Source organism: Mycobacterium sp. G7A2, from assembly GCF_041902445.1.
Taxonomy (GTDB): domain Bacteria; phylum Actinomycetota; class Actinomycetes; order Mycobacteriales; family Mycobacteriaceae; genus Mycobacterium.
On record NZ_CP169251.1, the window covers coordinates 1,203,926 to 1,225,794 of the forward strand.

General features: G+C 67.6%; 20 protein-coding genes and 1 pseudogene. 12 read left to right on the forward strand and 9 right to left on the reverse strand.

The window, feature by feature from the left end:
* Positions 1-55: 55 nt before the first annotated feature.
* Genes ACEWX3_RS05885 through ACEWX3_RS05895 form a run of 3 tightly spaced genes read right to left on the reverse strand, consistent with a single transcriptional unit; the run spans position 56 to position 2,673 of the window.
* The gene (locus ACEWX3_RS05885; protein WP_374158932.1) at positions 56-787 is read right to left on the reverse strand and encodes a glyoxalase; all 732 of its coding nucleotides are present in this window, start codon (positions 785-787) and stop codon (positions 56-58) included.
* A 15-nt stretch (positions 788-802) separates the two neighbouring features.
* Entirely contained in the window at positions 803-2,023 is a 1,221-nt protein-coding gene (locus tag ACEWX3_RS05890; RefSeq protein WP_374158933.1) for an MFS transporter, read from the reverse strand.
* Positions 2,020-2,673 (reverse strand): ketohydroxyglutarate aldolase, encoded by a 654-nt coding sequence (locus ACEWX3_RS05895; protein ID WP_374158934.1) that lies wholly within the window; start codon positions 2,671-2,673, stop codon positions 2,020-2,022. Before ACEWX3_RS05895 ends, ACEWX3_RS05890 begins: the two co-directional genes overlap by 4 nt.
* 86 nt (positions 2,674-2,759) lie before the next feature.
* Here ACEWX3_RS05895 and ACEWX3_RS05900 point away from each other — a divergent pair, with 86 nt between their 5' ends.
* A complete protein-coding gene (locus tag ACEWX3_RS05900) occupies positions 2,760-3,947 on the forward strand; it encodes an ROK family transcriptional regulator (protein WP_374158935.1) in 1,188 nt (395 codons plus the stop codon).
* Here the strand turns inward: ACEWX3_RS05900 and ACEWX3_RS05905 are convergent.
* Both ACEWX3_RS05905 and ACEWX3_RS05910 read right to left on the reverse strand, forming a co-directional pair.
* Positions 3,931-4,797, reverse strand: coding sequence for an LLM class flavin-dependent oxidoreductase (locus ACEWX3_RS05905; protein ID WP_374158936.1), 867 nt, complete (start codon positions 4,795-4,797; stop codon positions 3,931-3,933). The two genes, ACEWX3_RS05900 and ACEWX3_RS05905, sit on opposite strands and share 17 nt — an antisense overlap.
* Before the next feature lie 148 nt (positions 4,798-4,945).
* On the reverse strand, positions 4,946-5,707 hold the full coding sequence (locus ACEWX3_RS05910) for an SDR family oxidoreductase (protein ID WP_207065686.1): 762 nt from the start codon (positions 5,705-5,707) through the stop codon (positions 4,946-4,948).
* Between the two features lie 217 nt (positions 5,708-5,924).
* Here ACEWX3_RS05910 and ACEWX3_RS05915 point away from each other — a divergent pair, with 217 nt between their 5' ends.
* The 6 genes and pseudogenes from ACEWX3_RS05915 to ACEWX3_RS05940 all read left to right on the forward strand — a co-directional run bounded on the left by ACEWX3_RS05915 (position 5,925) and on the right by ACEWX3_RS05940 (position 9,008).
* Positions 5,925-6,308: a phage holin family protein gene (locus ACEWX3_RS05915; RefSeq protein ID WP_374158937.1), complete on the forward strand. Its 384-nt coding sequence runs from the start codon at positions 5,925-5,927 to the stop codon at positions 6,306-6,308.
* A 4-nt stretch (positions 6,309-6,312) separates the two neighbouring features.
* A pseudogene (locus ACEWX3_RS05920) lies at positions 6,313-6,555 on the forward strand (DNA-formamidopyrimidine glycosylase family protein); the annotation flags it as partial.
* A gap of 165 nt (positions 6,556-6,720) precedes the next feature.
* Complete coding sequence (locus ACEWX3_RS05925) at positions 6,721-7,194, forward strand: zinc finger domain-containing protein (protein WP_286182677.1); 474 nt, start codon at positions 6,721-6,723, stop codon at positions 7,192-7,194.
* A 47-nt stretch (positions 7,195-7,241) separates the two neighbouring features.
* Positions 7,242-7,994 (forward strand): SDR family oxidoreductase, encoded by a 753-nt coding sequence (locus tag ACEWX3_RS05930; RefSeq protein ID WP_374158938.1) that lies wholly within the window; start codon positions 7,242-7,244, stop codon positions 7,992-7,994.
* A 203-nt stretch (positions 7,995-8,197) separates the two neighbouring features.
* Positions 8,198-8,491, forward strand: coding sequence for a helix-turn-helix transcriptional regulator (locus tag ACEWX3_RS05935; protein WP_374158939.1), 294 nt, complete (start codon positions 8,198-8,200; stop codon positions 8,489-8,491).
* The gene (locus tag ACEWX3_RS05940; RefSeq protein WP_221354647.1) at positions 8,484-9,008 is read left to right on the forward strand and encodes a hypothetical protein; all 525 of its coding nucleotides are present in this window, start codon (positions 8,484-8,486) and stop codon (positions 9,006-9,008) included. The genes ACEWX3_RS05935 and ACEWX3_RS05940 overlap by 8 nt, the downstream gene beginning before the upstream one ends.
* 141 nt (positions 9,009-9,149) lie before the next feature.
* Here ACEWX3_RS05940 and pgi read toward each other — a convergent pair whose 3' ends face one another.
* Positions 9,150-10,799 carry a glucose-6-phosphate isomerase gene (gene pgi, locus ACEWX3_RS05945; RefSeq protein ID WP_374158940.1) on the reverse strand — a complete coding sequence of 550 codons (1,650 nt, stop codon included), beginning with the start codon at positions 10,797-10,799 and terminating at the stop codon, positions 9,150-9,152.
* 50 nt (positions 10,800-10,849) lie between these two features.
* Between pgi and ACEWX3_RS05950 the strand changes: the two genes are divergently transcribed.
* A complete protein-coding gene (locus tag ACEWX3_RS05950; protein ID WP_374158941.1) occupies positions 10,850-12,298 on the forward strand; it encodes an NAD-dependent succinate-semialdehyde dehydrogenase in 1,449 nt (482 codons plus the stop codon).
* Positions 12,299-12,485: 187 nt separating this feature from the next.
* Positions 12,486-14,492 carry an acyltransferase family protein gene (locus ACEWX3_RS05955; protein ID WP_374159799.1) on the forward strand — a complete coding sequence of 669 codons (2,007 nt, stop codon included), beginning with the start codon at positions 12,486-12,488 and terminating at the stop codon, positions 14,490-14,492.
* Between the two features lie 66 nt (positions 14,493-14,558).
* Here the strand turns inward: ACEWX3_RS05955 and ACEWX3_RS05960 are convergent, their stop codons facing one another.
* On the reverse strand, positions 14,559-14,900 hold the full coding sequence (locus tag ACEWX3_RS05960) for a chorismate mutase (protein ID WP_179967542.1): 342 nt from the start codon (positions 14,898-14,900) through the stop codon (positions 14,559-14,561).
* Between the two features lie 233 nt (positions 14,901-15,133).
* Between ACEWX3_RS05960 and pcrA the strand changes: the two genes are divergently transcribed.
* On the forward strand, positions 15,134-17,473 hold the full coding sequence (pcrA, locus tag ACEWX3_RS05965) for a DNA helicase PcrA (RefSeq protein WP_207065680.1): 2,340 nt from the start codon (positions 15,134-15,136) through the stop codon (positions 17,471-17,473).
* Between the two features lie 7 nt (positions 17,474-17,480).
* On the opposite strand, the gene ACEWX3_RS05970 is transcribed toward pcrA, so the two are convergent.
* Positions 17,481-18,188: a hypothetical protein gene (locus ACEWX3_RS05970; RefSeq protein WP_374158942.1), complete on the reverse strand. Its 708-nt coding sequence runs from the start codon at positions 18,186-18,188 to the stop codon at positions 17,481-17,483.
* The gene (locus tag ACEWX3_RS05975; protein ID WP_207065678.1) at positions 18,189-19,238 is read right to left on the reverse strand and encodes a M23 family metallopeptidase; all 1,050 of its coding nucleotides are present in this window, start codon (positions 19,236-19,238) and stop codon (positions 18,189-18,191) included.
* A 278-nt stretch (positions 19,239-19,516) separates the two neighbouring features.
* Here ACEWX3_RS05975 and sucC point away from each other — a divergent pair, with 278 nt between their 5' ends.
* On the forward strand, positions 19,517-20,680 hold the full coding sequence (gene sucC / locus ACEWX3_RS05980; RefSeq protein ID WP_207065677.1) for an ADP-forming succinate--CoA ligase subunit beta: 1,164 nt from the start codon (positions 19,517-19,519) through the stop codon (positions 20,678-20,680).
* Between the two features lie 12 nt (positions 20,681-20,692).
* Positions 20,693-21,595, forward strand: a complete 903-nt coding sequence (gene sucD / locus ACEWX3_RS05985) for a succinate--CoA ligase subunit alpha (RefSeq protein ID WP_207065676.1) — start codon at positions 20,693-20,695, stop codon at positions 21,593-21,595.
* Positions 21,596-21,869: the final 274 nt, after the last annotated feature.

Here is a 21,869-nt window from a genome sequence, read left to right on the forward strand (position 1 = left end):
GATGTCGCCGTCAGCGCATTCTCAACGCAATGGAGACACGTAAGCAGGCAGTTGGTCAGTGCCTCGCCGAGATCATCGCCGTGCGGACCGAGATGTCGAGTTCGCGGTGCCGCACCGTGGTGATCCGCCGCCCCGGTTGCACCGCGGGCTTCACCGCGGCGGTGTGCTCGCCGAAGAACTCAGCGGTGGCGTCGATGTCCGCGGTGACATAGGTGATGCCCCAGAGTGTCGATGGGCCGTCGCCGGCAGCAGCTGGTGCGCCGACGACCTCGACGATCACCTCGCCGAGCCGAAAGAAGATCTGTCGGATCGGCTGTCCTCCGAGTTCTCCGTGGCGCTCCCGGCGAGGGCGTTCGCCGACAGCCTCCATGGCCGCCACGGTGCGATCGGGGTCCGGTGACAGGAGCACGACATGGTCGATCGCGGTGACACCGTTGGGATGCTCGGCAGGCGCCGCCCGAGGGGCGTGCGTGGGCGTGCTTGCCGCCGCCGGGTTGACGTCCGCCAGCGCCGCTGAGCTGACATCCGTTGACGCGCTCACCGCCGCCGCACAGCCGTCCGAACGCACGGTGACGATGCCGTCGAGCTCGCCGGAGAACCCGGCAGGCAGCCCGCCCAACGACCAGCCGACGATTCCGCTGCCGTGGTGCGGGCCGACCAGTCGGATACGGACGCCGCCAACTCGGCAGCACGGTACGGCGTCACCGGCGGAATCGACGGTGAAGCCCGCTCGCGCCCAGGCATCTGGTGCGTCGGCGACCTGGATCTCGTCGATAGTGAGGGTCATGGTGTGCGGACCACTCTAGGACGAGGAGGTCCTCCGCTGCAGCAGCACCGAAACCGTCAGCACCATCAGGCCGGCCAGGGCGAGCAACGCGCCTGCCGCGGCGGGGGCGGTATATCCCAGCCCGGCGGCGATCACGAGACCGCCCACCCAGGCACCCGTGGCATTGCCGATGTTGAGAGCCGAATGGTTCAGCGCCGCGGCCAGCGTCTGCGCGTCGTGAGCGACATCCATGAGCCGGGTCTGCAGTGCCGGTGCCACGGCCGAACCCGCGGCGCCGACGGCGAACAGCACCGGCAGCGCCGTCCATGGACTGTGTGCGGCGAAGACGAACACCGCCAGTGCGGTACCGAGCGCGCTCATCGACAGGTACAGCGCGCGGACGACCGACCCGTCAGCGAGCCGACCACCGACGAGATTGCCGACGACCATGCCCAGGCCGAACACCATGAGCGCGACCGGAACCAGCGTGCGGGACAGTCCCGCCACATCGGTCATGGTGGTGGCGATGTAGGTGTACACGGCGAACATGCCGCCGAAGCCGATCATGCCCACCAGCAGAGCCAGCCACACCTGAGGGCGCCGAAGTGCGCCGAGTTCGGTGAGCGGGCTGGTCGAGCGCATCGTGTGCAGGTGCCGCGGCAACCAACACCACAACGCGGTCAGCGTGACCACGCCAATTGCCACGACGAGGCCGAACGCGGCACGCCAGCCCAGGGCCTGGCCGAGCCAGGACGCGGTGGGCACGCCGAGCACGGTCGCGATGGTCAAACCCGACATCACATGCGCGACTGCTTTGGCTCGGTTCTGGGGGCCCATCAGGTGGGCAGCCACCAGTGCGGCGACCCCGAAATAGGCACCGTGCGGAAGTCCGGCGAGGAAACGGGCGGCGATGAGAGTGCCATAGGAGGGTGCGAAGACGCTGGCGAGGTTGCCCAGCGTGAACACCGCCATCAACGCGAGCAGGAGCGTGCGGCGCGGCATCCGTGCGGTCAGGGCCGCAATCAGCGGTGCGCCGACGACCACGCCGAGCGCGTACGCCGAGATCACATGCCCGGCTACGGGTTCGGAGACGCCCAACCCTGTGGCGATGTCCGGCAGCAGGCCCATCGACACGAATTCGGTGGTGCCGATGCCGAATCCACCCAGAGCCAGTGCGACGACGGCCAGCCAGCGCACCACCGGGTCGGGGGCGACGACCGACAGGGAGCCCGCAGGCCGGTCGAGTGTCGCGGTCACAGGGCGCGGACGGTGGTGACTGTCGGCGTGGACAATTTCAGGGCAACCTCGGCCAACCGCTGGATTCGGTCCCAGTCCCGCCGCCGGACGGCGTCGACGGGGGCCACCCAGTCCGCGGCAACGCATCCCACGTTGGGTGAGCTGAGGTAGCGAGGCAGATCACCGGGGCTGATCCCGTCGGCCGCACAGAACCGCGCGGCCGGCGCGAAGGCGGCCAATGTCTTGAGCTGGCGAATTCCCCCGGCGGCGCCGGCCGAGTTCAACACCATGTCGGTGTAGCCGTCGTCGAGCAATTCCATGGCCTGCAGGGCGTTGGAGACGCCCGGCAGGTGCGGCAGTTCCGTGGCTCGCATCGCGTCGCGCATCGGCGCGTGCCCGACACCGGCGACCAGGAATTCGGCACCTGCGTCGCGCGCCCGGGCAGGCTGATCCAGATCGGTGACCGCAGCTGCGCCGACGATGATCTCCGGTGTCTCTGCGGCGATCCGCTCGATGGCTGCATAGCCGACAGGGTTGTCCAGGGAGACCAGGATCAGCGGTACCCCTGACCGTTCTATCGCACGGGCGACCGGTACCGCATCAGCGGCGTCGGCCAGCGAGATGACCGGCATCACCGTGGAGAGGTCCAGTAGCGAACGGGGCTCCTTCATTTGTCTTAATGTAGTACTCAGTAATGTCCTTCTCAACGCGACTTATGTACTTGAAATGCCTAAGTCGGGTGGATTAGGGTGCGGCCATGGGACTCGACCGATCGTCGTCCGCGTGGTCGGTCGGTGAGTTGTATGCGCTGATCAGGCGTAACGCGGGCCTCAGCAGGCCGGAGCTGGGAAAGCTCACGGGGTTGTCCCGCACGGCCGTGTCGGCGCGGGTGAGGGAACTCACCGCGCTGGGGCTCGTCAACGAAGGTGATCAAGCCCCGTCGACCGGTGGGCGACCGGCCGGGCTGGTGTCGTTCAATGCCTCCGCCGGTGTCGTGTTGACCGCGGCTCTCGGCGGAAGTCGGGTCCGCTTGGCGGCGTGCGATCTGGCTGGTGAGCCGCTCGCGTCGGCCGACATCGATCGGGAACCCGGCTTCGGGCCCGAGGATCTCATGCCCGACGTCGTCGCGCGCCTCGGCCAACTTCTCGCGAAGTCGGGGTACTCGCCGGCCCGGGTCTTCGGTGTCGGCTTGAGCCTGCCCGGGACGGTCGACCCGCGGCGCGGTTGCAGTGCCGACTCCCCGGTGCTGAGCGGGTGGGACGGGGTGCCGCTGGTGCCCTATCTCCGTGCGCTGACCGAAGCCCCGGTGGTCGTCGACAACGATGCCAACGTCATCGCGCTCGCCGAATGGCGATCCGGGGCGGGGCGTGGGTCCGACGATGTGCTCGTCATCAAGGCCTCGACCGGCCTGGGCGCGGGCATCATCGCCGGCGGTGCATTGCAGCGCGGCGCGATGAGGGCAGCGGGCGAGTTCGGCCACAACAAGACCACCGCAGCTGCCGGGAAAGCCTGTCGCTGCGGTGATGTCGGATGTCTGGAGGCGGTCGCCGGCGGATGGGCGCTGGTTCGCACGCTGACAGAGAGCGGCCAGGCGGTACACAATCTGCGTGACGTCGTCGAGCTGGCTCACGGTGGAGACGCGGTGGCGCGCAGACTCATCCGCGACGCAGGCCGGCATGTGGGGGAAGTGCTTGCCGCAGCGGTCAACATGCTCAACCCGGCGACGCTGATCGTCGCCGGTGATGTCGCCGGCGCCTATGACATCTTCGTCGCCGGACTGCGGGAAACGTTGTACGGCAACGCAACGGCGCTCGCCACCCGGTCTCTGCACATCGCGCCGTCAGCGCTCGGCGATCGAGGCGGGGTGCTGGGAACCGCCATGACGGTGCTCGACCACGTGCTCGGGCCGCGCGCCGTCGACGCGATGGTCACACCTTCGCGATGACGTTCTCGGCGAACATCTCCAGATTGCGGATCTTGTCGTCGAGCGGTTCGGTGTCCTGGCCGGTGATGTAGGGAATCCGGAAGCCGACGATGACGTCGGTGACGCCCTTGTCCTCCAACCGCTTGATGCCGTCGGGGGTGTAGGCATCGATCGAGATCACATGGATCTGATAGGGCCCGGTGCGTCCCTCCTCCTCGCGGAACACGGCGAGCTTCTTCAGCAGCGCATCGAGTTCCTCGGGGTCTCCACCACCGTGCATCCAGCCGTCGTTGCGCGCTGCCCGGCGCAGCGCGGCGTCGGCGTGCCCGCCGATCAGAATCGGAACGGGCTGGGAGGGCGCGGGTGTCATCTTCGTCTTGGGGATGTCGTAGAAGTCGCCGTGGTACTCGAAGTACTCCCCGGAGGTGAGTCCCCGGATGATGTCGATGCACTCGTCCATCCGCTTGCCGCGGCGGGCGTAGGGGACGTTCATCAACTCGTAGTCCTCGGGCCAGGGGCTGGTTCCGACGCCCAGGCCCAGCCGGTTGTCGAACAGCGCGGCCAGCGACCCCGCCTGCTTGGCCACCAGAGCGGGCGGCCGGATCGGCAGCTTGAGCACGAAGTGGTTGAAGTGCAGTCGTGTCGTGACCGCGCACAGCGCCGCAGTCAGCACGAACGATTCGATGAAGGCCTTGTTCTCGAGGAACTCGCGGCTGCCGTCGGGGGTGTAGGGGTATGTCGAGTCGGACTCGAACGGATAGGCGACGCTGTCGGGAATCGTCATGGCGTGGTAGCCGGCGGCCTCGGCGGCTTTGGCCAACGGGATGTAGAACGTCGGGTCGGTCATCGCCTCGGCGTAGGTGAATCGCATGACAGCCGATATTAGAACGTGTTCTAGTCCCGGGGGTGGGATCGGGCAGAGCGAATCCGGCGGCGCAGGCGGGCGGGAGGTTGGCGCTGGGGGCGGAACCGTCGCGCAGGCGGGCGGCAGGTTGGCGCTGGGGGCGACACATCGGCCGCTAGGTGATGCTCACCCCACCGTCGACGACGATCGTCTGACCGGTGACGTACCCCCCGGCCGGCGATGCCAGCCACACCAGGGTGGCCGCCAGCTCGGCCGGGTCGCCGGTGCGCCCGAGGACGGACCGTTCGATGACGCTTTCCAGGTAGCCCGGCTTGTACTGGTCGGTCATCTCGGACTGGAAGAAGCCCGGTGCAATCGCGTTGACCCGGATGCCCTTTCGCGTTCCCCACTGCTGTGCGAGGTCGCGGGTGAGGCCGGCGATCGCGGCCTTGCTGGCGCTGTAGGCCGCCTGCGGCAGACCCGCGGTCGTGATGCCGAGGACGCTCGAGATGTTGATCACCGAGCTGCCGGGCTGCATGACCCGTCCGCATGCCTGCGCCGCCCAGTACGACCCGTTGAGGTTGATGTCGACGACCGCCCTGAACTCCTCGGGCGTCTCCCGAGTCGCCGGTACCGCGGTGCCGACGCCCGCATTGTTGACCAGGACGTCGACGCGGCCGAACTCCGTCATCGCGGCGTCGACCATCGCCTGGCAGTCGGCGGGTTCGGAGACGTCGGTGGCGACAGCCAGGGCGCGGCGGCCGGCGGCGCGCACCAGCTCGCAGGTCTCCTGCAGCTTGTCCACCCGCCGGGCGGCGAGCACAAGGTCGGCGCCCGCTTCGGCGCAGGCCTGTGCGAACGAGACGCCGAGCCCGGAAGAGGCGCCGGTGACGATGACGACCTTGTCATCGAGGCGGAAGGAGTCGAGTACGGACATGACCGTCATTCGATCAAACGGTCCCGCACGCCCGGTGAGAGGGTTCGTCCCCTACCGCATGCCGTCCCGTTCCGTGAGCGGGCGAGTTGGCACCCGCACCCTCGTCCGTGAGCGCACGCCGTCCCGGTCGGTGAGGGGGCGTGTTGGCGCCCGACACTCCGGGGCGCGGGCGTGCAACAGCGCACGTTCGCGGCCGCGGGAAGGCAGTATTTCCGCCATGGGTCCGTTTCTGTTGCGCGCCGCGCTCACCGGGGTCGCGCTGTGGGTGGTGACGCTCATCGTGCCGGGCATCGCGTTCGTCGGTGGTGACTCCACGATCGCCCGGGTGGGGGTCATCTTCGTCGTCGCGGTGGTGTTCGGTCTGGTCAATGCGGTGATCAAACCCGTGGTGCAGATCGTGTCGATCCCGCTGTACATCCTCACACTGGGTCTCATCCACGTCGTGATCAATGCGTTCATGCTCTGGATCGCCGCGTGGATCACCGAGCACACGACCCACTGGGGGTTGGCCATCGACCAGTTCTGGTGGACGGCGATCTGGGCCGCGATCGTGCTGTCGATCGTCTCGTGGGTGCTGTCGCTGGTCGTCAGGGCAGACTGAACTCATGCCTGAACTGCCCGAGGTCGAAGCGCTCGCCGACCACCTGCGTCGCCACGCGGTCGGGTTGACCGTCGGCCGCGTCGACGTGGGAGCGCTGTCCGTGCTCAAGACGTTCGATCCGCCGGTGTCGGCGCTGGCCGGTCAACCGGTCACGGCGGCGAACCGGTGGGGCAAGTACCTCGGTATGCAGGCCGGCGAGCTTCATCTCATCACGCACCTGTCGCGGGCCGGATGGTTGCGCTGGTCGGACAAGCTCAGCGCGGCGCCGCTCAAGCCGGGCAAGGGGCCGATTGCGTTGCGGGTGCACCTGAGCAAGCCGGGCGGGGACGACGCCGGGACTGGCGGGGTCGGCTTCGACCTGACCGAGGCCGGCACCCAGAAGCGTCTCGCGGTCTGGCTGGTCACCGATCCGATGGCCGTGCCCCAGATCGCGGCCCTCGGCCCGGATGCGCTGACGCTGGACCCGCAGGGTCTGGCCGAGGCGCTCACCGGCAACACCGGCCGGATCAAGACCGTCATCACTGATCAGAAGGTGATCGCCGGGATCGGCAACGCATACAGCGACGAAATCCTGCACGTGGCGCGGCTCTCGCCGTTCGCGACGGCCAACAAGCTCACCGACGCGCAATTGGCGGCCCTGCACGACGCGATGATCTCGGTGCTGACCGACGCGGTGACCAGGTCCGTGGGTCAGCAGGCCGCCACGCTGAAGGGGGAGAAGCGTGCGGGCCTGCGCGTGCACGCCCGAACCGGCCTGCCATGCCCGGTGTGCGGCGACACTGTGCGTGAGGTGTCGTTTGCCGACAAGTCGTTCCAGTACTGCCCGACCTGTCAGACCGGTGGCAAGATCCTCGCCGATCGGCGCATGTCCAAACTGCTGAAGTAGCGTAGAGGGCGTCCGAGCGACTTGTTCAACCAAGTTATTCTGCTGGCATGACTCGGCAGAAGATCCTGATCACCGGCGCCAGCAGCGGACTCGGCGCCGGGATGGCGCGCCAGTTCGCGGCCAAGGGGCGGGACCTGGCCCTGTGCGCCCGGCGCCTGGACAACCTCGACGAGCTCAAGGCCGAGTTGACGGCTCGCCACCCCGACATCACGGTGGCCATCGCGGCGCTCGACGTCAACGACCACGATCAGGTTCCCAAGGTCTTCGCGGAGCTGTCCGAGGAGATCGGCGGCCTCGACTGCGTCATCGTCAACGCCGGTATCGGCAAGGGTTACCCACTCGGCGGCGGCAAGCTCTGGGCCAACAAGGCCACGATCGAGACCAATCTGGTTGCCGCGCTGGTGCAGATCGAGACGGCGCTGGAGATGTTCAAGGCGTCGGGCCACGGGCATCTGGTGCTGGTGTCCTCGGTGCTGGGCAATGTCGGCGTCCCCGGGGTCAAGGCTGCGTATTCGGCCAGCAAGGCCGGCGTGACGTCGCTGGGTCAGTCGTTGCGTGCGGAGTATCCGTCGTCTGGCCCGATCAAGGTCACGGTGTTGGAGCCGGGCTACATCGAGTCGGAGATGACTGCGAAGTCGAACTCCACCATGCTCATGGTGGACAACGAGACCGGCGTGAAGGCGATGGTGGAGGCCATCGAGAAGGAGAAGGGCCGTGCCGTCGTTCCGGCCTGGCCGTGGTGGCCGCTGGTCGAGGTGATGAAGCTGCTGCCGCCACGCCTCACGAAGCGCTTCGCCTGACCGGCTTCTCCAGCTGGAGTTGTCTTCGCGAACGCGCGTGTCCGCACGCTGCCGTGTGGTGTGTCGCGTGTGCAGCGTGCGGTCGGCGGCGAACACTCGGGATATGCCATCGTGAGCGACGCGCCGCAGTGAAGACAGTCGCATCGCCAAGTCGAACTTTGAACACCTTGACAGAGTGTTGGGTTTTCCCAATGATGAGTTAGGTGAGCCCGGTACGACGCGGGGAAACATTCCCCATCCACAACCGCATCGGTGTGCTGCGCGCCGAACGGGCGATGACCCGGGCGCAGCTCGCGGAGCTGATCGACGTCAACCCCCAGACCGTGGGGGCGCTCGAGCGGGGCGACCATTATCCGAGTCTGGATCTGGCGTTCCGGATCTGCGCGGTGTTCGACCTGCCCGTCGAAGCGGTCTTCTCTCGGGAACCCTTCACGCCGCTGTCCGCCGAGCTCTACCGAAAAGATCTACGACCTCGCGGAGGGAAAACCGATGTCTGACGCGAACCTGCTCGACCGCTACCAGGACTACCGGACCCGGCAATTTGCGAAACGTGAACGGACATACGCCCATTCGCTGCCGAAATGGCGCACGCGCAGCCGCCGTCGCCTGCTGGTGACGGCGTTGGGGGCCACGTTCGCGTTCATGTTCGCGGTCAGTGTGATGTGCGCATTCGGTATCGAATGGGCTCCGTTGTTGTGGTTGCCCGCCTGCGCGCTGTTCTTCCCGATGTGGCTGATGCTGCAAATCGTCTCCGGCCGACAGGGTGACGCCCCCGACGCCGCCCTCGATGAATACGAGTTGGCGCAGCGAAACAACGCCCGGTCCATCGGGCTGACGATCACGCAGAACCTGATGCTGGTGCCGATCTTCTACCTGATCTTCGGCTCCGTCATCACTGGCGGCACCGACACCGACATGGCCTACGCCGGCGGTTTGATGGCGCTGACGGTGCTGCTGGTCGGAGGGTGCAGCCCAGCGATGATCCTCGGCTGGTCCCGCCCGGACGACGAGTGACAGCGGGCGCCGATCGAGCGCGCGCGAAATGCCATGGGACGCGGCGCGTCGCTGTGCAGACGCGCGCGCTCGCGGGCTTTCCGGCTGACGGGGCCGCAGCTCGCGGGAGCGCCGGCTCGCGGACCTTCTGGCTAGCGCAGATTATGCCGTTCGGCCCCGCTCGGTGCGATAGCGGCGCACCAGGGTGTCGGTGGACGAATCAGTCTGCTCGGCAGGCGATGCGTCGTCGGTCAGCACCGGCAGCAGGGCCTTGGCCTGGGTCTTACCCAGCTCCACACCCCACTGGTCGAATGAGTCGATACCCCAGATGACGCCCTCGACGAAGACCTGATGCTCGTAGAGCGCCACCAACTGGCCGACCACCGACGGAGTCAGCTTCGTCGCCAGAATCGAGGTGCTTGGCCGGTTACCGGGCATGACCTTGTGCGGCACCACCTCCGAAGCTGTTCCCTCGGCAGCGATCTCGTCGGCAGTCTTGCCGAACGCCAACACCTGGGTCTGGGCGAAGAAGTTACTCATCAACAGGTCGTGCATGCTGCCGTCGCCGTCCGCGGTGGCCAGGTCGTCGGTCGGCTCACTGAACCCGATGAAGTCGGCCGGGATCAGCCGAGTGCCCTGATGGAGCAGCTGATAGAACGCGTGCTGGCCGTTGGTGCCCGGCTCACCCCAGAAGATCTCACCGGTGCCGCTGGTCACCGGGGTGCCGTCGGCGCGGACCGACTTACCGTTGGACTCCATGGTCAGCTGCTGCAGATAGGCGGCGAATCGGGCCAGGTCGTTCGAATACGGCAGCACCGCACGGGTTTCCGCACCGAAGAAGTTGTTGTACCAGAGCCCGATCAGGCCCAGCAGCACCGGAGCGTTGGCGTCCAGCGGTGCGGTCCGGAAGTGCTCGTCGACCAGATGAAAGCCGGCCAGGAACTCCGCGAACCGCTCTTTGCCGATCGCGGCCATCACCGACAGGCCGATGGCCGAGTCCACCGAATACCGCCCGCCGACCCAATCCCAGAAACCGAACATGTTCTCGGTGTCGATACCGAACTCGTCGACCAGCTTCGCGTTCGTCGACACCGCGACGAAGTGCTTGGCCACGGCCGCGTCACCGAGCGCGTCGATCAGCCACCGGCGTGCCGCCGTCGCGTTGGTCAACGTCTCCAGCGTCGAGAACGTCTTGGAGGCGATGACGAAAAGTGTTGTCGCCGGGTCCAGCCCGTGGAGCTTGGCGACCAGGTCGGCAGGGTCGACGTTGGAGACGAACCGGGCCGAGATGCCGGCATCGACGTAGTGACGCAATGCCTGATAGACCATGACCGGTCCGAGGTCGGAACCGCCGATGCCGATGTTCACCACGGTGGTGATGCGCTCACCGGTCGCGCCGCGCCACTCGCCGCTGCGCAGCCGGTCGGTGAACTCACCCATCCGGTCGAGCACCTCGTGCACGTCCGACACCACGTCCTGCCCGTCGACGGTCAACGCCGCGTCCCTGGGCAGTCGCAGCGCGGTGTGCAGCACCGCCCGGTCTTCGGAGGTGTTGATATGCGAGCCGGAGAACATCGCGTCGCGCTTGGATTCCAGTTCGGCTGCCCGTGCCAGATCGATCAGCAGATCGAGCGTCTCCCGGGTGACGCGGTGCTTGCTGTAGTCGATGTACATGTCGCCGACGGTCAACGCCAACTCGGAACCGCGGGCGGAATCCTCGGCGAAAAGCTCACGCAAGCTCGTGGTGGCGACGTCGGCGTGATGGCGGGACAGTGCCTGCCATGCGGTCGTGGCAGTGATGTCAGAACCCATGTTCAGAACCCTAGTGCGGCCAAGCCGACGAAGGGGTAAATGATGGAGGTATGGATACTTCCGCACTGCTGGAATCGGTACCGACCGGGCTGTGGATCGGTGGGCAGGAACGCGCGTCCTCGTCGACGTTCAACGTGCTCGACCCCTCCGACGACCAGGTGCTGACCGCCGTCGCCGACGCCACGGCGGAGGACGCCGCTGCCGCACTGGACGCCGCCTGTGAGGTGCAGGCGGAGTGGGCCGCGACCCCGCCGCGCAAACGGGGCGAGATTCTGCGCTCGGTGTTCGAGGCCATCACCGAGCGCGCCGACGACATCGCCGCCCTGATGACACTCGAAATGGGCAAGGTCGTCGCCGAGAGCAAGGGTGAGGTCACCTACGGGGCCGAGTTCTTCCGCTGGTTCGCCGAGGAGGCGGTACGCATCGACGGCCGGTTCACCCCGAGCCCTGCCGGTAACGGCCGCATCATGGTCACAAAGCAGCCGGTGGGTCCCTGCTACGCGATCACACCGTGGAACTTCCCGCTCGCCATGGGCACCCGCAAGATGGGCCCGGCGTTCGCCGCGGGCTGCACGATGATCGTCAAGCCGGCCCAGGAGACGCCGCTGACGATGTTGCTTCTGGCCAAGCTCATGGACGAGGCCGGGTTGCCCAAGGGCGTGCTGTCGGTGTTGCCGACCAGCAATCCCGGTGCGGTCACCGAAGCGCTGATCAACGACGGCCGGCTGCGCAAGCTCACCTTCACCGGATCGACCGGCGTGGGCAAGGCGCTGGTCAAGCAGTCGGCGGACAAGCTGCTGCGGACGTCGATGGAGCTCGGTGGCAACGCACCTTTCGTGGTGTTCGACGACGCCGACGTCGACGCCGCGGTGGACGGCGCGATCCTGGCCAAGATGCGCAACGGCGGTGAGGCGTGCACCGCAGCCAACCGGTTCCACGTGGCGAACGCGGTGCGCGAGGAGTTCACCGAGAAGTTCGTCAAACGGATGAGCGAGTTCACCCTCGGCAAGGGGCTCGACGAGTCGGCCACCCTCGGTCCGCTCATCAACGCCAAGCAGGTCAACACGGTGACGGAACTCGTCTCCGATGCCGTGTCGCGCGGCGCGACGGTTGCCATCGGCGGCGTCGCCCCCGGGGGACCCGGACATTTTTACCCGGCCACCGTGCTGACCGACGTGCCCGCCGACGCCCGAATCCTCAAGGAGGAGGTGTTCGGTCCGGTGGCCCCGATCGCCGGGTTCGACACCGAGGAGGAGGGCATCGCGGCGGCCAACGACACCGAATACGGGTTGGCGGCCTACGTCTACACCCAATCGCTGGACCGGGCGCTGCGCGTCGCCGAAGGTGTGCAGTCCGGCATGGTGGGCGTCAACCGGGGTGTGATCTCCGACGCGGCCGCGCCTTTCGGCGGCATCAAGGAGTCCGGCTTCGGAAGAGAAGGCGGCAGTGAGGGGATCGAGGAGTACCTCGACACCAAGTACATCGCCCTCACCAAATAGTCGGCTCGCCGACGGGACCAAATAGTCGGCTCGCCGGCGGGAGCACGTAGCCGGCCAACCGGCAGGACCGGATAGCCGCGCGCCTCCCCGGTCGGGTCCTTGCGAACACATAAACTTCCTTGCTCGACAGCAGCAAGGAGGGCCCTTCAACGTGATCGACGGCCGAGCCGTCAAAACCGGCACTGCTCTGGGTGCGGCGCCGATCCGCGTGGGGCCGCACCGCTACGTCAGCCCGGGTCGTGGCATCGCTGCGCTCGACGGTGTCCGAGCCATCGCGGTCGCGCTGGTGCTCGCCGACCACGGCGGCGTCCCGGGCATGTCCGGCGGATTCCTCGGCGTCGACGTGTTTTTCGTGCTGAGTGGTTTCTTGATCACCTCGCTGCTGCTCGACGAGGTCGGTCGCACCGGCCGGATCGGTTTGAAAGGCTTCTGGATTCGCCGGGCGCGGCGGTTGCTGCCTGCGCTGATCGTCATGGTGCTGGCAGTGGTGACCGCGCGCGAACTGTTCGCCGCAGAGGCCACCGCCAACGTGCGCGACGAAGCCGTGGCCGCCCTGTTCTGGATGTCCAACTGGCTCTTCGTCGCCCAACACACCGACTACTTCAGCCACGGGGCGCCACCGTCGCCGTTGCAGCACACGTGGTCGCTGGCCGTCGAAGAGCAGTACTACCTGCTGTGGCCGCTGATGGTGACGGCTGTGGTCGCGGGACTCGCGGCGCTGGCCTACCGTCGCGGCACGCCACTGACCCCGCGCGCGCTGCGCACGGCGGTGTTCGTCCTCGCCTGCGCCGGGGTGGTCGCGTCGGCGACGGCCAGCATGATGCTGGCCGCGGACGCGTCGCTGAATCGCGTGTACTTCGGCACCGACACCCGCGTTCAGGCGTTGCTCGTCGGCGCCGCCGCCGCGGCTCTGCTGGTGCGGGACTGGCGCGGTCTGGCCAGCGGGGCCACAGTGCTGCGCTCCCGCTGGACCCGTTGGACGGCCCGGCTGCTGCCCGCGCTCGGGTTGGTGGTGCTCGTGCTGGCCGCTCACGGTGCCACCGGCAGCGCCGAGGAGTTCCGGCACGGCCTGCTGATCACGGTGGCGTTGGCCGCTGTGCTGGTCATCGCGCCGGTGGCGCTCGATCAGGAGGGCCCCGTCGCGCGGTTGTTGTCGACCGGGCCGCTGGTGGGCCTCGGCGCAATCTCCTACGGGGTCTACCTCTGGCACTGGCCGATCTTCCTGCTGGTCAACGGCGAGCGCACCGGGGTGACGGGCTGGCAGTTGTTCGCGCTGCGCTGTGCGGCGACCCTCGCCGTCGCCGCGATCTCCTGGTGGCTGATCGAACAGCCGATCCGGGAGTGGCGGCCGGTCTCCGTGCCGATGCTGCCGCTGGCTGCCGCCTCGGCGGCGACCGCGGCGATGGTGGCGATGACGATCGTGCCGGTGCAGCTGACTCGCCAGACACCGGAGCCGGGACCACTGGTCGATTCGGCGGCGTTGGTGGCGCCCGAGGTCCCTGTCGAGGTCGCACCGCCACCGCGTCCCGGCGCGCCCGGCGACATGCGGGTGGCGGTGTTCGGGGACTCGATCGCGTGGACGCTGATGCGGTATCTGCCGGCGACGCCCGGCGTGCATTTCGCCGATTACACGACCATCGGTTGCGGCATCGCCCGCGGCGGCCCGTACGAATACGTCGGTCAAGAGCTCGACCAGAAGCCGGAGTGTGACGCCTGGCCCAGCCGGTGGAGTCAGCGGATCTCCTACGAGCGCCCGGACGTGGTGCTGTTGATCGTCGGTCGGTGGGAGATCGTCGACCGCATGAACGAGGGACGCTGGACGCACATCGGAGACGAAGCCTATGACTCGTATCTGCGGGCCGAGCTCCGGCGTGCGCTCGACATCCTCGGCTCGACCGGGGCGCGCATCGTCGTCACCACCGAGCCGTACAACCGGCGCGCCGAGAAGCCCGACGGCAGCCTCTACCCCGAAGACCACCCGGAGCGGGTCGACACCTGGAACGAGCTGCTGCGCGGTGTCGTCGACGACCGGCCCAACGTGACCGTGGCCGATCTGAACGAGAAGCTGAGCCCCAACGGCTACTACACCACCAAGGTCGACGGCATCCGGATGCGCAGCGACGGGGTGCACCCCACCCCGGAGGCGGTGGAGTGGCTCACCCCGTGGCTGGTGGAGGCGATACAGCCGAAGTGACGCTCGAGTGGCCTCGGTGCGTCTACCGGCGATGACGCGTAGGCAGCACGCCGACGGCGTGTGCGATCAGTGCCCGAGGCGGCCGCGGCCCAGGCGCAGCAGCAGCATCGCGAGGTTCTTGCCCTCCGCGCCGAGCACGCTGTAGCGCTCGATGACCTTCATCTCCCGGCTGTGCACCAGCCGCGTGCCGCCCGAGGCCATGCGTGCCTTGCCGATCAGCTGTGAGACCTGGGTCCGCCGTTGCACCGCCTCGAGGATCGCGGCGTCGAGCCGGTCGATCTCCTGGCGCAGGGCATCGATGTCCGAGGCGTCGAGCTCCTGGGAGGGGTCCGAGGAGGCTGCAGCGGTTTCCATCGTCGTCATCTCGTGATTCTCCGAATTTCCGTTGTGTGAAGGGTCTGGTCTCATCCGGTTTCGGGCCTCACACAAGAAACGAGCCCCGGATCCGGAAGCGGACCGCGGGGCTCTGGGAAGCAGCTAGACCACGGGCACCGCTGGCCGGTACCCGTAGAAAAATCGGCGCTGAGCCCCTCGGGTGAGGAGCGAGTTGCCGGGCTGCGCGTTGAGCACCCAACGAGTGTGCCACTACCTGCCGTGCCAGCGCAAAGAGTGTCGGTTCACAGCGGTAGGTTTGTCCGCATATGACTGCACCTTTTCCGATGACGTCCCCGGCGAGCGACACCGATCAGCTGCTGGACGGGTTGAACCCGCAGCAGCGCCAGGCGGTGTTGCACGAGGGGAGCCCGTTGTTGATCGTCGCCGGCGCCGGTTCGGGAAAGACGGCGGTGCTCACCCGCCGCATCGCCTACCTGCTGGCCGCTCGCGACGTGGGGGTGGGGCAGGTGCTGGCCATCACGTTCACCAACAAGGCCGCCGCGGAGATGCGCGAGCGTGTGGTGGGTCTGGTGGGTCCGCGGGCGCGCAGCATGTGGGTGTCGACGTTCCACTCGACGTGTGTGCGGATCCTGCGCAACCAGGCCTCGCTGGTGGCCGGGCTGAATTCGAACTTCTCGATCTACGACGCCGACGATTCACGCCGCCTGCTGCTGATGATCGGCAAGGACATGGGGCTGGACACCAAACGCCATTCCCCTCGGTTGCTGGCCAACGGCATCTCGAACCTGAAGAACGAGTTGATCGGGCCCGAGCAGGCCGCCGCCGAGGCATCCGAGGCGGCCGATGATCTGGCTCGCGTCATCGCCGAGGTGTACGCCGAGTATCAGCGCCGGCTGCGGGCGGCCAACGCGCTGGATTTCGACGACCTGATCGGTGAGACGGTGGCGGTGCTGCAGGCCTTCCCGCAGATCGCCCAGTACTACCGGCGCCGATTCCGGCACGTCCTGGTCGACGAATACCAGGACACCAACCATGCCCAGTACGTGCTGGTGCGCGAACTGGTGGGAGTGGGCGCGCCCGACACCGACACGGTGCCGCCGGCCGAGTTGTGCGTGGTCGGCGACGCCGATCAGTCCATCTACGCGTTCCGCGGTGCGACGATCCGCAACATCGAAGACTTCGAACGCGACTTTCCCGACGCGACAACGATTCTGCTCGAGCAGAACTACCGGTCCACCCAGACGATCCTCAACGCGGCCAACTCCGTCATCGCGCGCAACACCGGTCGGCGCGAGAAGCGGCTGTGGACCGACTCCGGTCAGGGTGAGCTGATCGTCGGATACGTCGCCGACAATGAACACGACGAGGCCCGGTTCGTCGCGCAGGAGATCGACGCCCTGTCCGATTCCGTCGGCGACTTCTCCTACAACGACGTCGCGGTCTTCTACCGCACCAACAACTCCTCCCGGGCGATCGAGGAGGTGTTCATCCGCGCCGGCATCCCTTACAAGGTCGTCGGGGGAGTGCGCTTCTACGAGCGCCGCGAGATTCGCGACATCGTGGCCTACCTGCGAGTACTGGACAACCCCGGCGATTCGGTCAGCATGCGGCGCATCCTGAACACCCCGCGCCGTGGTATCGGCGACCGGGCCGAGGCCTGTGTGGCCGTGCACGCCGAGAACACCGGTCTGAACTTCAACGACGCACTGGTTGCGGCCGCCGAGGGCCGGGTGCCGATGCTCAACACGCGGGCAGAGAAGGCGATCGCGGGGTTCGTCGGGCTGCTCGACGAACTGCGGGGCATGCTGGACGGGGAGTTGGGCGAACTCGTCGAGGCGGTGCTGGATCGCACCGGCTATCGCGCCGAACTCGAATCGTCGAACGACCCGCAGGACCTCGCGCGGCTGGACAACCTCAACGAATTGGTCAGCGTCGCCCACGAATTCAGCATCGACCTCGCGAACGCGCGAGCACTGGCCGATGAGGACGGTGCGGAGCCGGTGGACGAGGACATCCCGGACACCGGCGTGCTCGCCGCGTTCCTCGAACGGGTCTCGCTGGTCGCCGACGCCGACGACATCCCCGAGCACGGTGCAGGCGTGGTCACGATGATGACGTTGCACACGGCCAAGGGACTGGAGTTCCCGGTGGTGTTCGTCACCGGATGGGAGGACGGCATGTTCCCGCACATGCGCGCGCTCGGTGATCCGGTGGAGTTGTCCGAGGAGCGGCGGCTGGCCTACGTCGGCATCACCCGGGCCCGCCAGCGGCTGTATCTGAGCCGGGCGAAGGTGCGCTCGTCCTGGGGGCAGCCGATGCTCAACCCCGAGTCGCGGTTCCTGCGCGAGATCCCCCAGGAGCTCATCGACTGGCGCCGCACCGAGCAGCCGGCGTCGTCGCTGTCGGCACCGGTGAGCGGCGCGGGCCGGTTCGGTACGCCGCGCCCGTCGCCGATGCGCCCGGCGGCCGCCAAACGCCCGCTGCTGGTGCTCGAACCCGGCGACCGCGTCACCCACGACAAGTACGGGCTGGGCCGGGTCGAGGAGGTCTCGGGCGTCGGTGAGTCCGCGATGTCGCTGATCGACTTCGGCAGCGCGGGCCGGGTGAAGCTGATGCACAACCACGCGCCGGTGGCCAAGCTGTAGCTCCGAGTCAGCCGGACCGGTTCCAGGTGCCGGTGGCGGGCAGCAGCGCGGCCACGATCGACGCCAGGGGCAGCACCGGCATGGCGTAGACGAGCGCGGGCAGCGCCGCCCCCGCCACGAACAGGCTCGCGAAGATGAGCAGTGCGATGACCGCACCCACCACCACCAACAGCCGTCCGTTGCGCTGGCGTAACAGCAGGGCGATGACCCCGGCGATGGTGGCTGCTGCGGAAATGGTGGTGAGGAAGCCCACCGCGACGCAGAACAACGGATCGGTCGCCCACCAGCCGGTGATCAGATCGGTGGCGATGACGGCCGTTGCCCATCCCGAGACGATGCTGGCCACCGAGGTCGCGATCGCCGAGGTCGGGTCCGCCCGAGCCGCGCGGGACGGACCGACGGCGATCGGTTTGGCCCGGGGCACGATCTGGGTAGCAGGATCGTCGACGGCGGGTTGGGCACCGGTGGGGTGTCGGCGGATCAGACCGGTGGGCGGTTCCGGTCCAGTAGGCGGTCCCGCTCCGGCGGGCGGAGCGGGCCTGATCGGTGGTTGCGGCCCCGGCGCTGGGACCCATCCGGTCGGTGGGTCCGACGTCGGTGGGTCCGACTGGGTCGGTGGTCGCGAGACGGCCGGTTGCGCCCCGGTGTTCGACGGGGCGCGGCGCAGAATGCGGGTGCTGTCGTCGCTGTCCGGTGAGGTGTCTCCGTCGGCCACTCAGCCAACGTAGCTGCCGGGCGTGAGCCCGTGCTTGGCCAGCCAGCCGACCGGGTCCACCCGGTCGGTGCCGTTGAGGTGCACCTCGAAGTGACAGTGGGGTCCGGTCGAGTTGCCGGTGTTGCCCATCTTGGCGATCTGGTCGCCGGCCATGACCCGTTCCCCGACGTTGACCAGAACGGCGCTGTTGTGGCCGTACAGGGTGACAGTTCCGTCGGCGTGGCGCAGCTTGACCATGTTGCCGTAGCCGCCCTGGTAGCCGGCCGAGATCACGACGCCGTCGGCGGCGGCGAGAATCGGCGTACCGATGGCGTTGGCGATGTCGATGCCGGCGTGCAGCACGCCCCAGCGGTAGCCGAACCCGGAGGTCCACACCCCGCGGGTCGGCATCACGAACTGCGGGCGGATCAGGCGGGCTTCGCGTTCGGCGCGTTCCTGGGCGTAGGCGGCGGCTTTGGTGATCTCTTCGGCGTGTATCGCGGAGTTGACGGCGGGAGCCACCGTGACCACCTGCATGCCGTCGACGGACCCGGTGATGGTCGCTCCGCCGGTCGACGTCTGGTCGGCGGCCAGCACGGTGCTCTCAGAGCTCTGCTGGGTGCTGTTGGACATCGTGTAGGCGCCGGCGGCGGTCGCCCCCACTGCCATGGCCGCGACCATCAGGCGGCCCTTGATCGGCACCTCGGGCTTGCGGTGCGCGGCGCGGTGCCCGCGCATGTCGATGACGTCGGTGGTGGCGGTGCCGTCGCTCAGGTCGGTGTGGCTGTCCCGGTAGGCGTGGGTGCGGCGCTCGGCGCGCGGCTCGGCCCGGAACTCCGAGGGGACCGCCAGCTGCAGCGGCGCGAGATCGTCGGTGTCATGCAGGTCGTCGAGCTCGGGGGCGGCGATGACCTGCGATTCCTTGTCGAACGCGGCCTGCGAGAGCATGTCGAGCTCGGCCAGATCCCCGAATTCATTGAACGGGATGATGTCCGTGACCTCGGACGGGCTTTCGGACGGAACAGGTGCCACAACGGCTGCAGTTGTCCGGCGCGCGCGATGCTGAGGCAACCTGAGGAGTCCTTAATTCGTCGTGAGCCGCATGGGCCGTCGTGATCGGACCGTTATCTAGACCACAGGGACGTTAACCAAATCCCAATACTTGTGGCAACCCGAGACGATAGTCCCTCGCCGAATGTGACCTGAATCACCGCAGGGGGCCCGGTGAGATCGACCACATGAGAGGTGGGCGGTGGCGACCGGCCGCGCTCGTGTGGATAAAGTTCCTCCGGAGCCCGTCGGGCACAAAACTTTCTACCGTCGACGCAGACAGGGATGTTCCGGAGTCCATGGATCTCTTCGAGTATCAGGCGAAAGAGCTGTTCGCCAAGCACAACGTTCCCACCACCCCGGGCCGGGTGACCGACTCGGCCGACGACGCCAAGGCGATCGCCACCGAGATCGGCCGGCCCGTCATGGTCAAGGCCCAGGTCAAGACCGGTGGCCGCGGCAAAGCCGGTGGCGTGAAGTACGCCGCCACCCCCGATGACGCATTCACCCACGCGTCCAACATTCTGGGCCTGGACATCAAGGGTCACGTGGTCAAGAAGTTGCTGGTCGCCGAGGCCAGCGACATCGCCGAGGAGTACTACATCTCCTTCCTGCTGGACCGCGCGAACCGCACCTACCTGGCGATGTGCTCGGTCGAGGGTGGCGTGGAGATCGAAGAGGTCGCCGCCACCAAGCCCGACCGCCTGGCCCGCATCCCCGTCGACGCGACCAAGGGTGTCGACGAGGCGTTCGCCCGGGAGATCGCCGAGAAGGGCCACCTGCCCGCCGAGGTGCTCGACGCCGCGGCCGTGACGATCGCCAAGCTGTGGGAGGTGTTCGTCTCCGAGGACGCCACCCTGGTCGAGGTCAACCCCCTGGTCCGGACGCCGGACGACCAGATCCTGGCGCTGGACGGCAAGGTCACCCTCGACGCCAACGCCGACTTCCGCCACCCCGAGCACGCCGAGTTCGAGGACCGCGACGCCACCGATCCACTCGAGCTCAAGGCCAAGGAGAACGACCTCAACTACGTCAAGCTCGACGGTGAGGTCGGCATCATCGGCAACGGCGCGGGGCTGGTGATGTCCACCCTCGACGTCGTCGCCTACGCCGGTGAGAAGCACAACGGGGTCAAGCCCGCCAACTTCCTCGACATCGGCGGCGGCGCGTCGGCCGAGGTGATGGCCAACGGGTTGGACGTGATCCTGGGCGACGAGCAGGTCAAGAGCGTCTTCGTCAACGTGTTCGGCGGCATCACCGCCTGCGACGCGGTCGCCAACGGCATCGTCAACGCGCTCAAGATCCTCGGTGACGAGGCCAACAAGCCGCTCGTGGTGCGCCTCGACGGCAACAACGTCGACGAGGGCCGCCGGATTCTGGCCGAGGCCAACCATCCTCTGGTCATCCAGGCCGACACCATGGACTCCGGCGCCGACAAGGCCGCCGAGCTGGCGAACAAGTAGGGGCGCAACAGAATGTCAATCTTCCTCAACAAGGACTCCAAGGTCATCGTCCAGGGCATCACCGGCGGCGAGGGCACCAAGCACACCAAGCTGATGCTCAAGGCCGGCACCCAGATCGTCGGCGGCGTCAACGCGCGCAAGGCCGGCACGACCGTCACGCATGAAGACAAAGACGGCAAGGAGATCGAACTGCCGGTGTTCGGCAGCGTCGCCGAGGCCATGAAGGAGACCGGCGCCGACACCTCGATCGCGTTCGTGCCGCCGAAGTTCGCCAAGGACGCCATCATCGAGGCGATCGACGCCGAGATCCCGCTGCTGGTGGTCATCACCGAGGGCATCCCGGTGCAGGACACCGCGTACGCGTGGGCCTATAACGTCGAGAAGGGGCAGAAGACCCGCATCATCGGCCCCAACTGCCCGGGCATCATCACCCCTGGTGAGTCGCTGGTCGGCATCACGCCGAACAACATCACCGGCAAGGGTCCGATCGGTCTGGTGTCGAAGTCGGGCACGCTGACCTACCAGATGATGTACGAGCTGCGCGATCTCGGGTTCTCCACCGCCATCGGCATCGGCGGCGACCCGGTCATCGGCACCACCCACATCGACGCCATCGAGGCGTTCGAGAAGGATCCCGAGACCAAGGTCATCGTCATGATCGGCGAGATCGGTGGTGACGCCGAGGAGCGTGCCGCCGACTACGTCAAGGCCAACGTCTCCAAGCCGGTGGTCGGCTACGTCGCGGGCTTCACCGCGCCGGAGGGCAAGACCATGGGCCACGCGGGGGCCATCGTGTCGGGGTCGTCGGGCACCGCTGCCGCCAAGAAGGAGGCCCTCGAGGCCGCCGGCGTGAAGGTGGGCAAGACACCGTCGGAGACGGCCAGGCTCGCCCGCGAGATCCTCGAATCGCAGTAGGCGTCCGGCGAGCGTACGGATTGTGACGAAAATCCTCGATTTCCCGTCACAAACCGTACGGTCGCGACGCTGATTTCGTCATCCGACATCGCACACGTGTCTCCGCGCGTGTGCGATGTCGCGTTTCAGGCACCGGCACCCGTTTCAGGTACCGGCACCCGTTTCAGGTACCGGCACGCGTCTCAGGGGCCGGCACCCGTTTCAGGGGCCGGCACGCGTCTCAGGGGCCGGCACCCGTTTCAGGTACCGGCACGCGTCTCAGGCACGGGCGCAC

Bases quoted from the DNA above. Each gene is read 5' to 3' on its own strand.
- ACEWX3_RS05885 (WP_374158932.1), bottom strand. From the start codon at position 787: ATGACCCTCACTATCGACGAGATCCAGGTCGCCGACGCACCAGATGCC.
- ACEWX3_RS05895 (WP_374158934.1), bottom strand. From the start codon at position 2,673: ATGAAGGAGCCCCGTTCGCTACTGGACCTCTCCACGGTGATGCCGGTC.
- ACEWX3_RS05900 (WP_374158935.1), top strand. From the start codon at position 2,760: ATGGGACTCGACCGATCGTCGTCCGCGTGGTCGGTCGGTGAGTTGTAT.
- ACEWX3_RS05905 (WP_374158936.1), bottom strand. From the start codon at position 4,797: ATGCGATTCACCTACGCCGAGGCGATGACCGACCCGACGTTCTACATC.
- ACEWX3_RS05910 (WP_207065686.1), bottom strand. From the start codon at position 5,707: ATGTCCGTACTCGACTCCTTCCGCCTCGATGACAAGGTCGTCATCGTC.
- ACEWX3_RS05915 (WP_374158937.1), top strand. From the start codon at position 5,925: ATGGGTCCGTTTCTGTTGCGCGCCGCGCTCACCGGGGTCGCGCTGTGG.
- ACEWX3_RS05925 (WP_286182677.1), top strand. From the start codon at position 6,721: ATGGCCGTGCCCCAGATCGCGGCCCTCGGCCCGGATGCGCTGACGCTG.
- ACEWX3_RS05930 (WP_374158938.1), top strand. From the start codon at position 7,242: ATGACTCGGCAGAAGATCCTGATCACCGGCGCCAGCAGCGGACTCGGC.
- ACEWX3_RS05940 (WP_221354647.1), top strand. From the start codon at position 8,484: ATGTCTGACGCGAACCTGCTCGACCGCTACCAGGACTACCGGACCCGG.
- pgi (WP_374158940.1), bottom strand. From the start codon at position 10,799: ATGGGTTCTGACATCACTGCCACGACCGCATGGCAGGCACTGTCCCGC.
- ACEWX3_RS05950 (WP_374158941.1), top strand. From the start codon at position 10,850: ATGGATACTTCCGCACTGCTGGAATCGGTACCGACCGGGCTGTGGATC.
- ACEWX3_RS05960 (WP_179967542.1), bottom strand. From the start codon at position 14,900: ATGAGACCAGACCCTTCACACAACGGAAATTCGGAGAATCACGAGATG.
- pcrA (WP_207065680.1), top strand. From the start codon at position 15,134: ATGACTGCACCTTTTCCGATGACGTCCCCGGCGAGCGACACCGATCAG.
- sucC (WP_207065677.1), top strand. From the start codon at position 19,517: ATGGATCTCTTCGAGTATCAGGCGAAAGAGCTGTTCGCCAAGCACAAC.
- sucD (WP_207065676.1), top strand. From the start codon at position 20,693: ATGTCAATCTTCCTCAACAAGGACTCCAAGGTCATCGTCCAGGGCATC.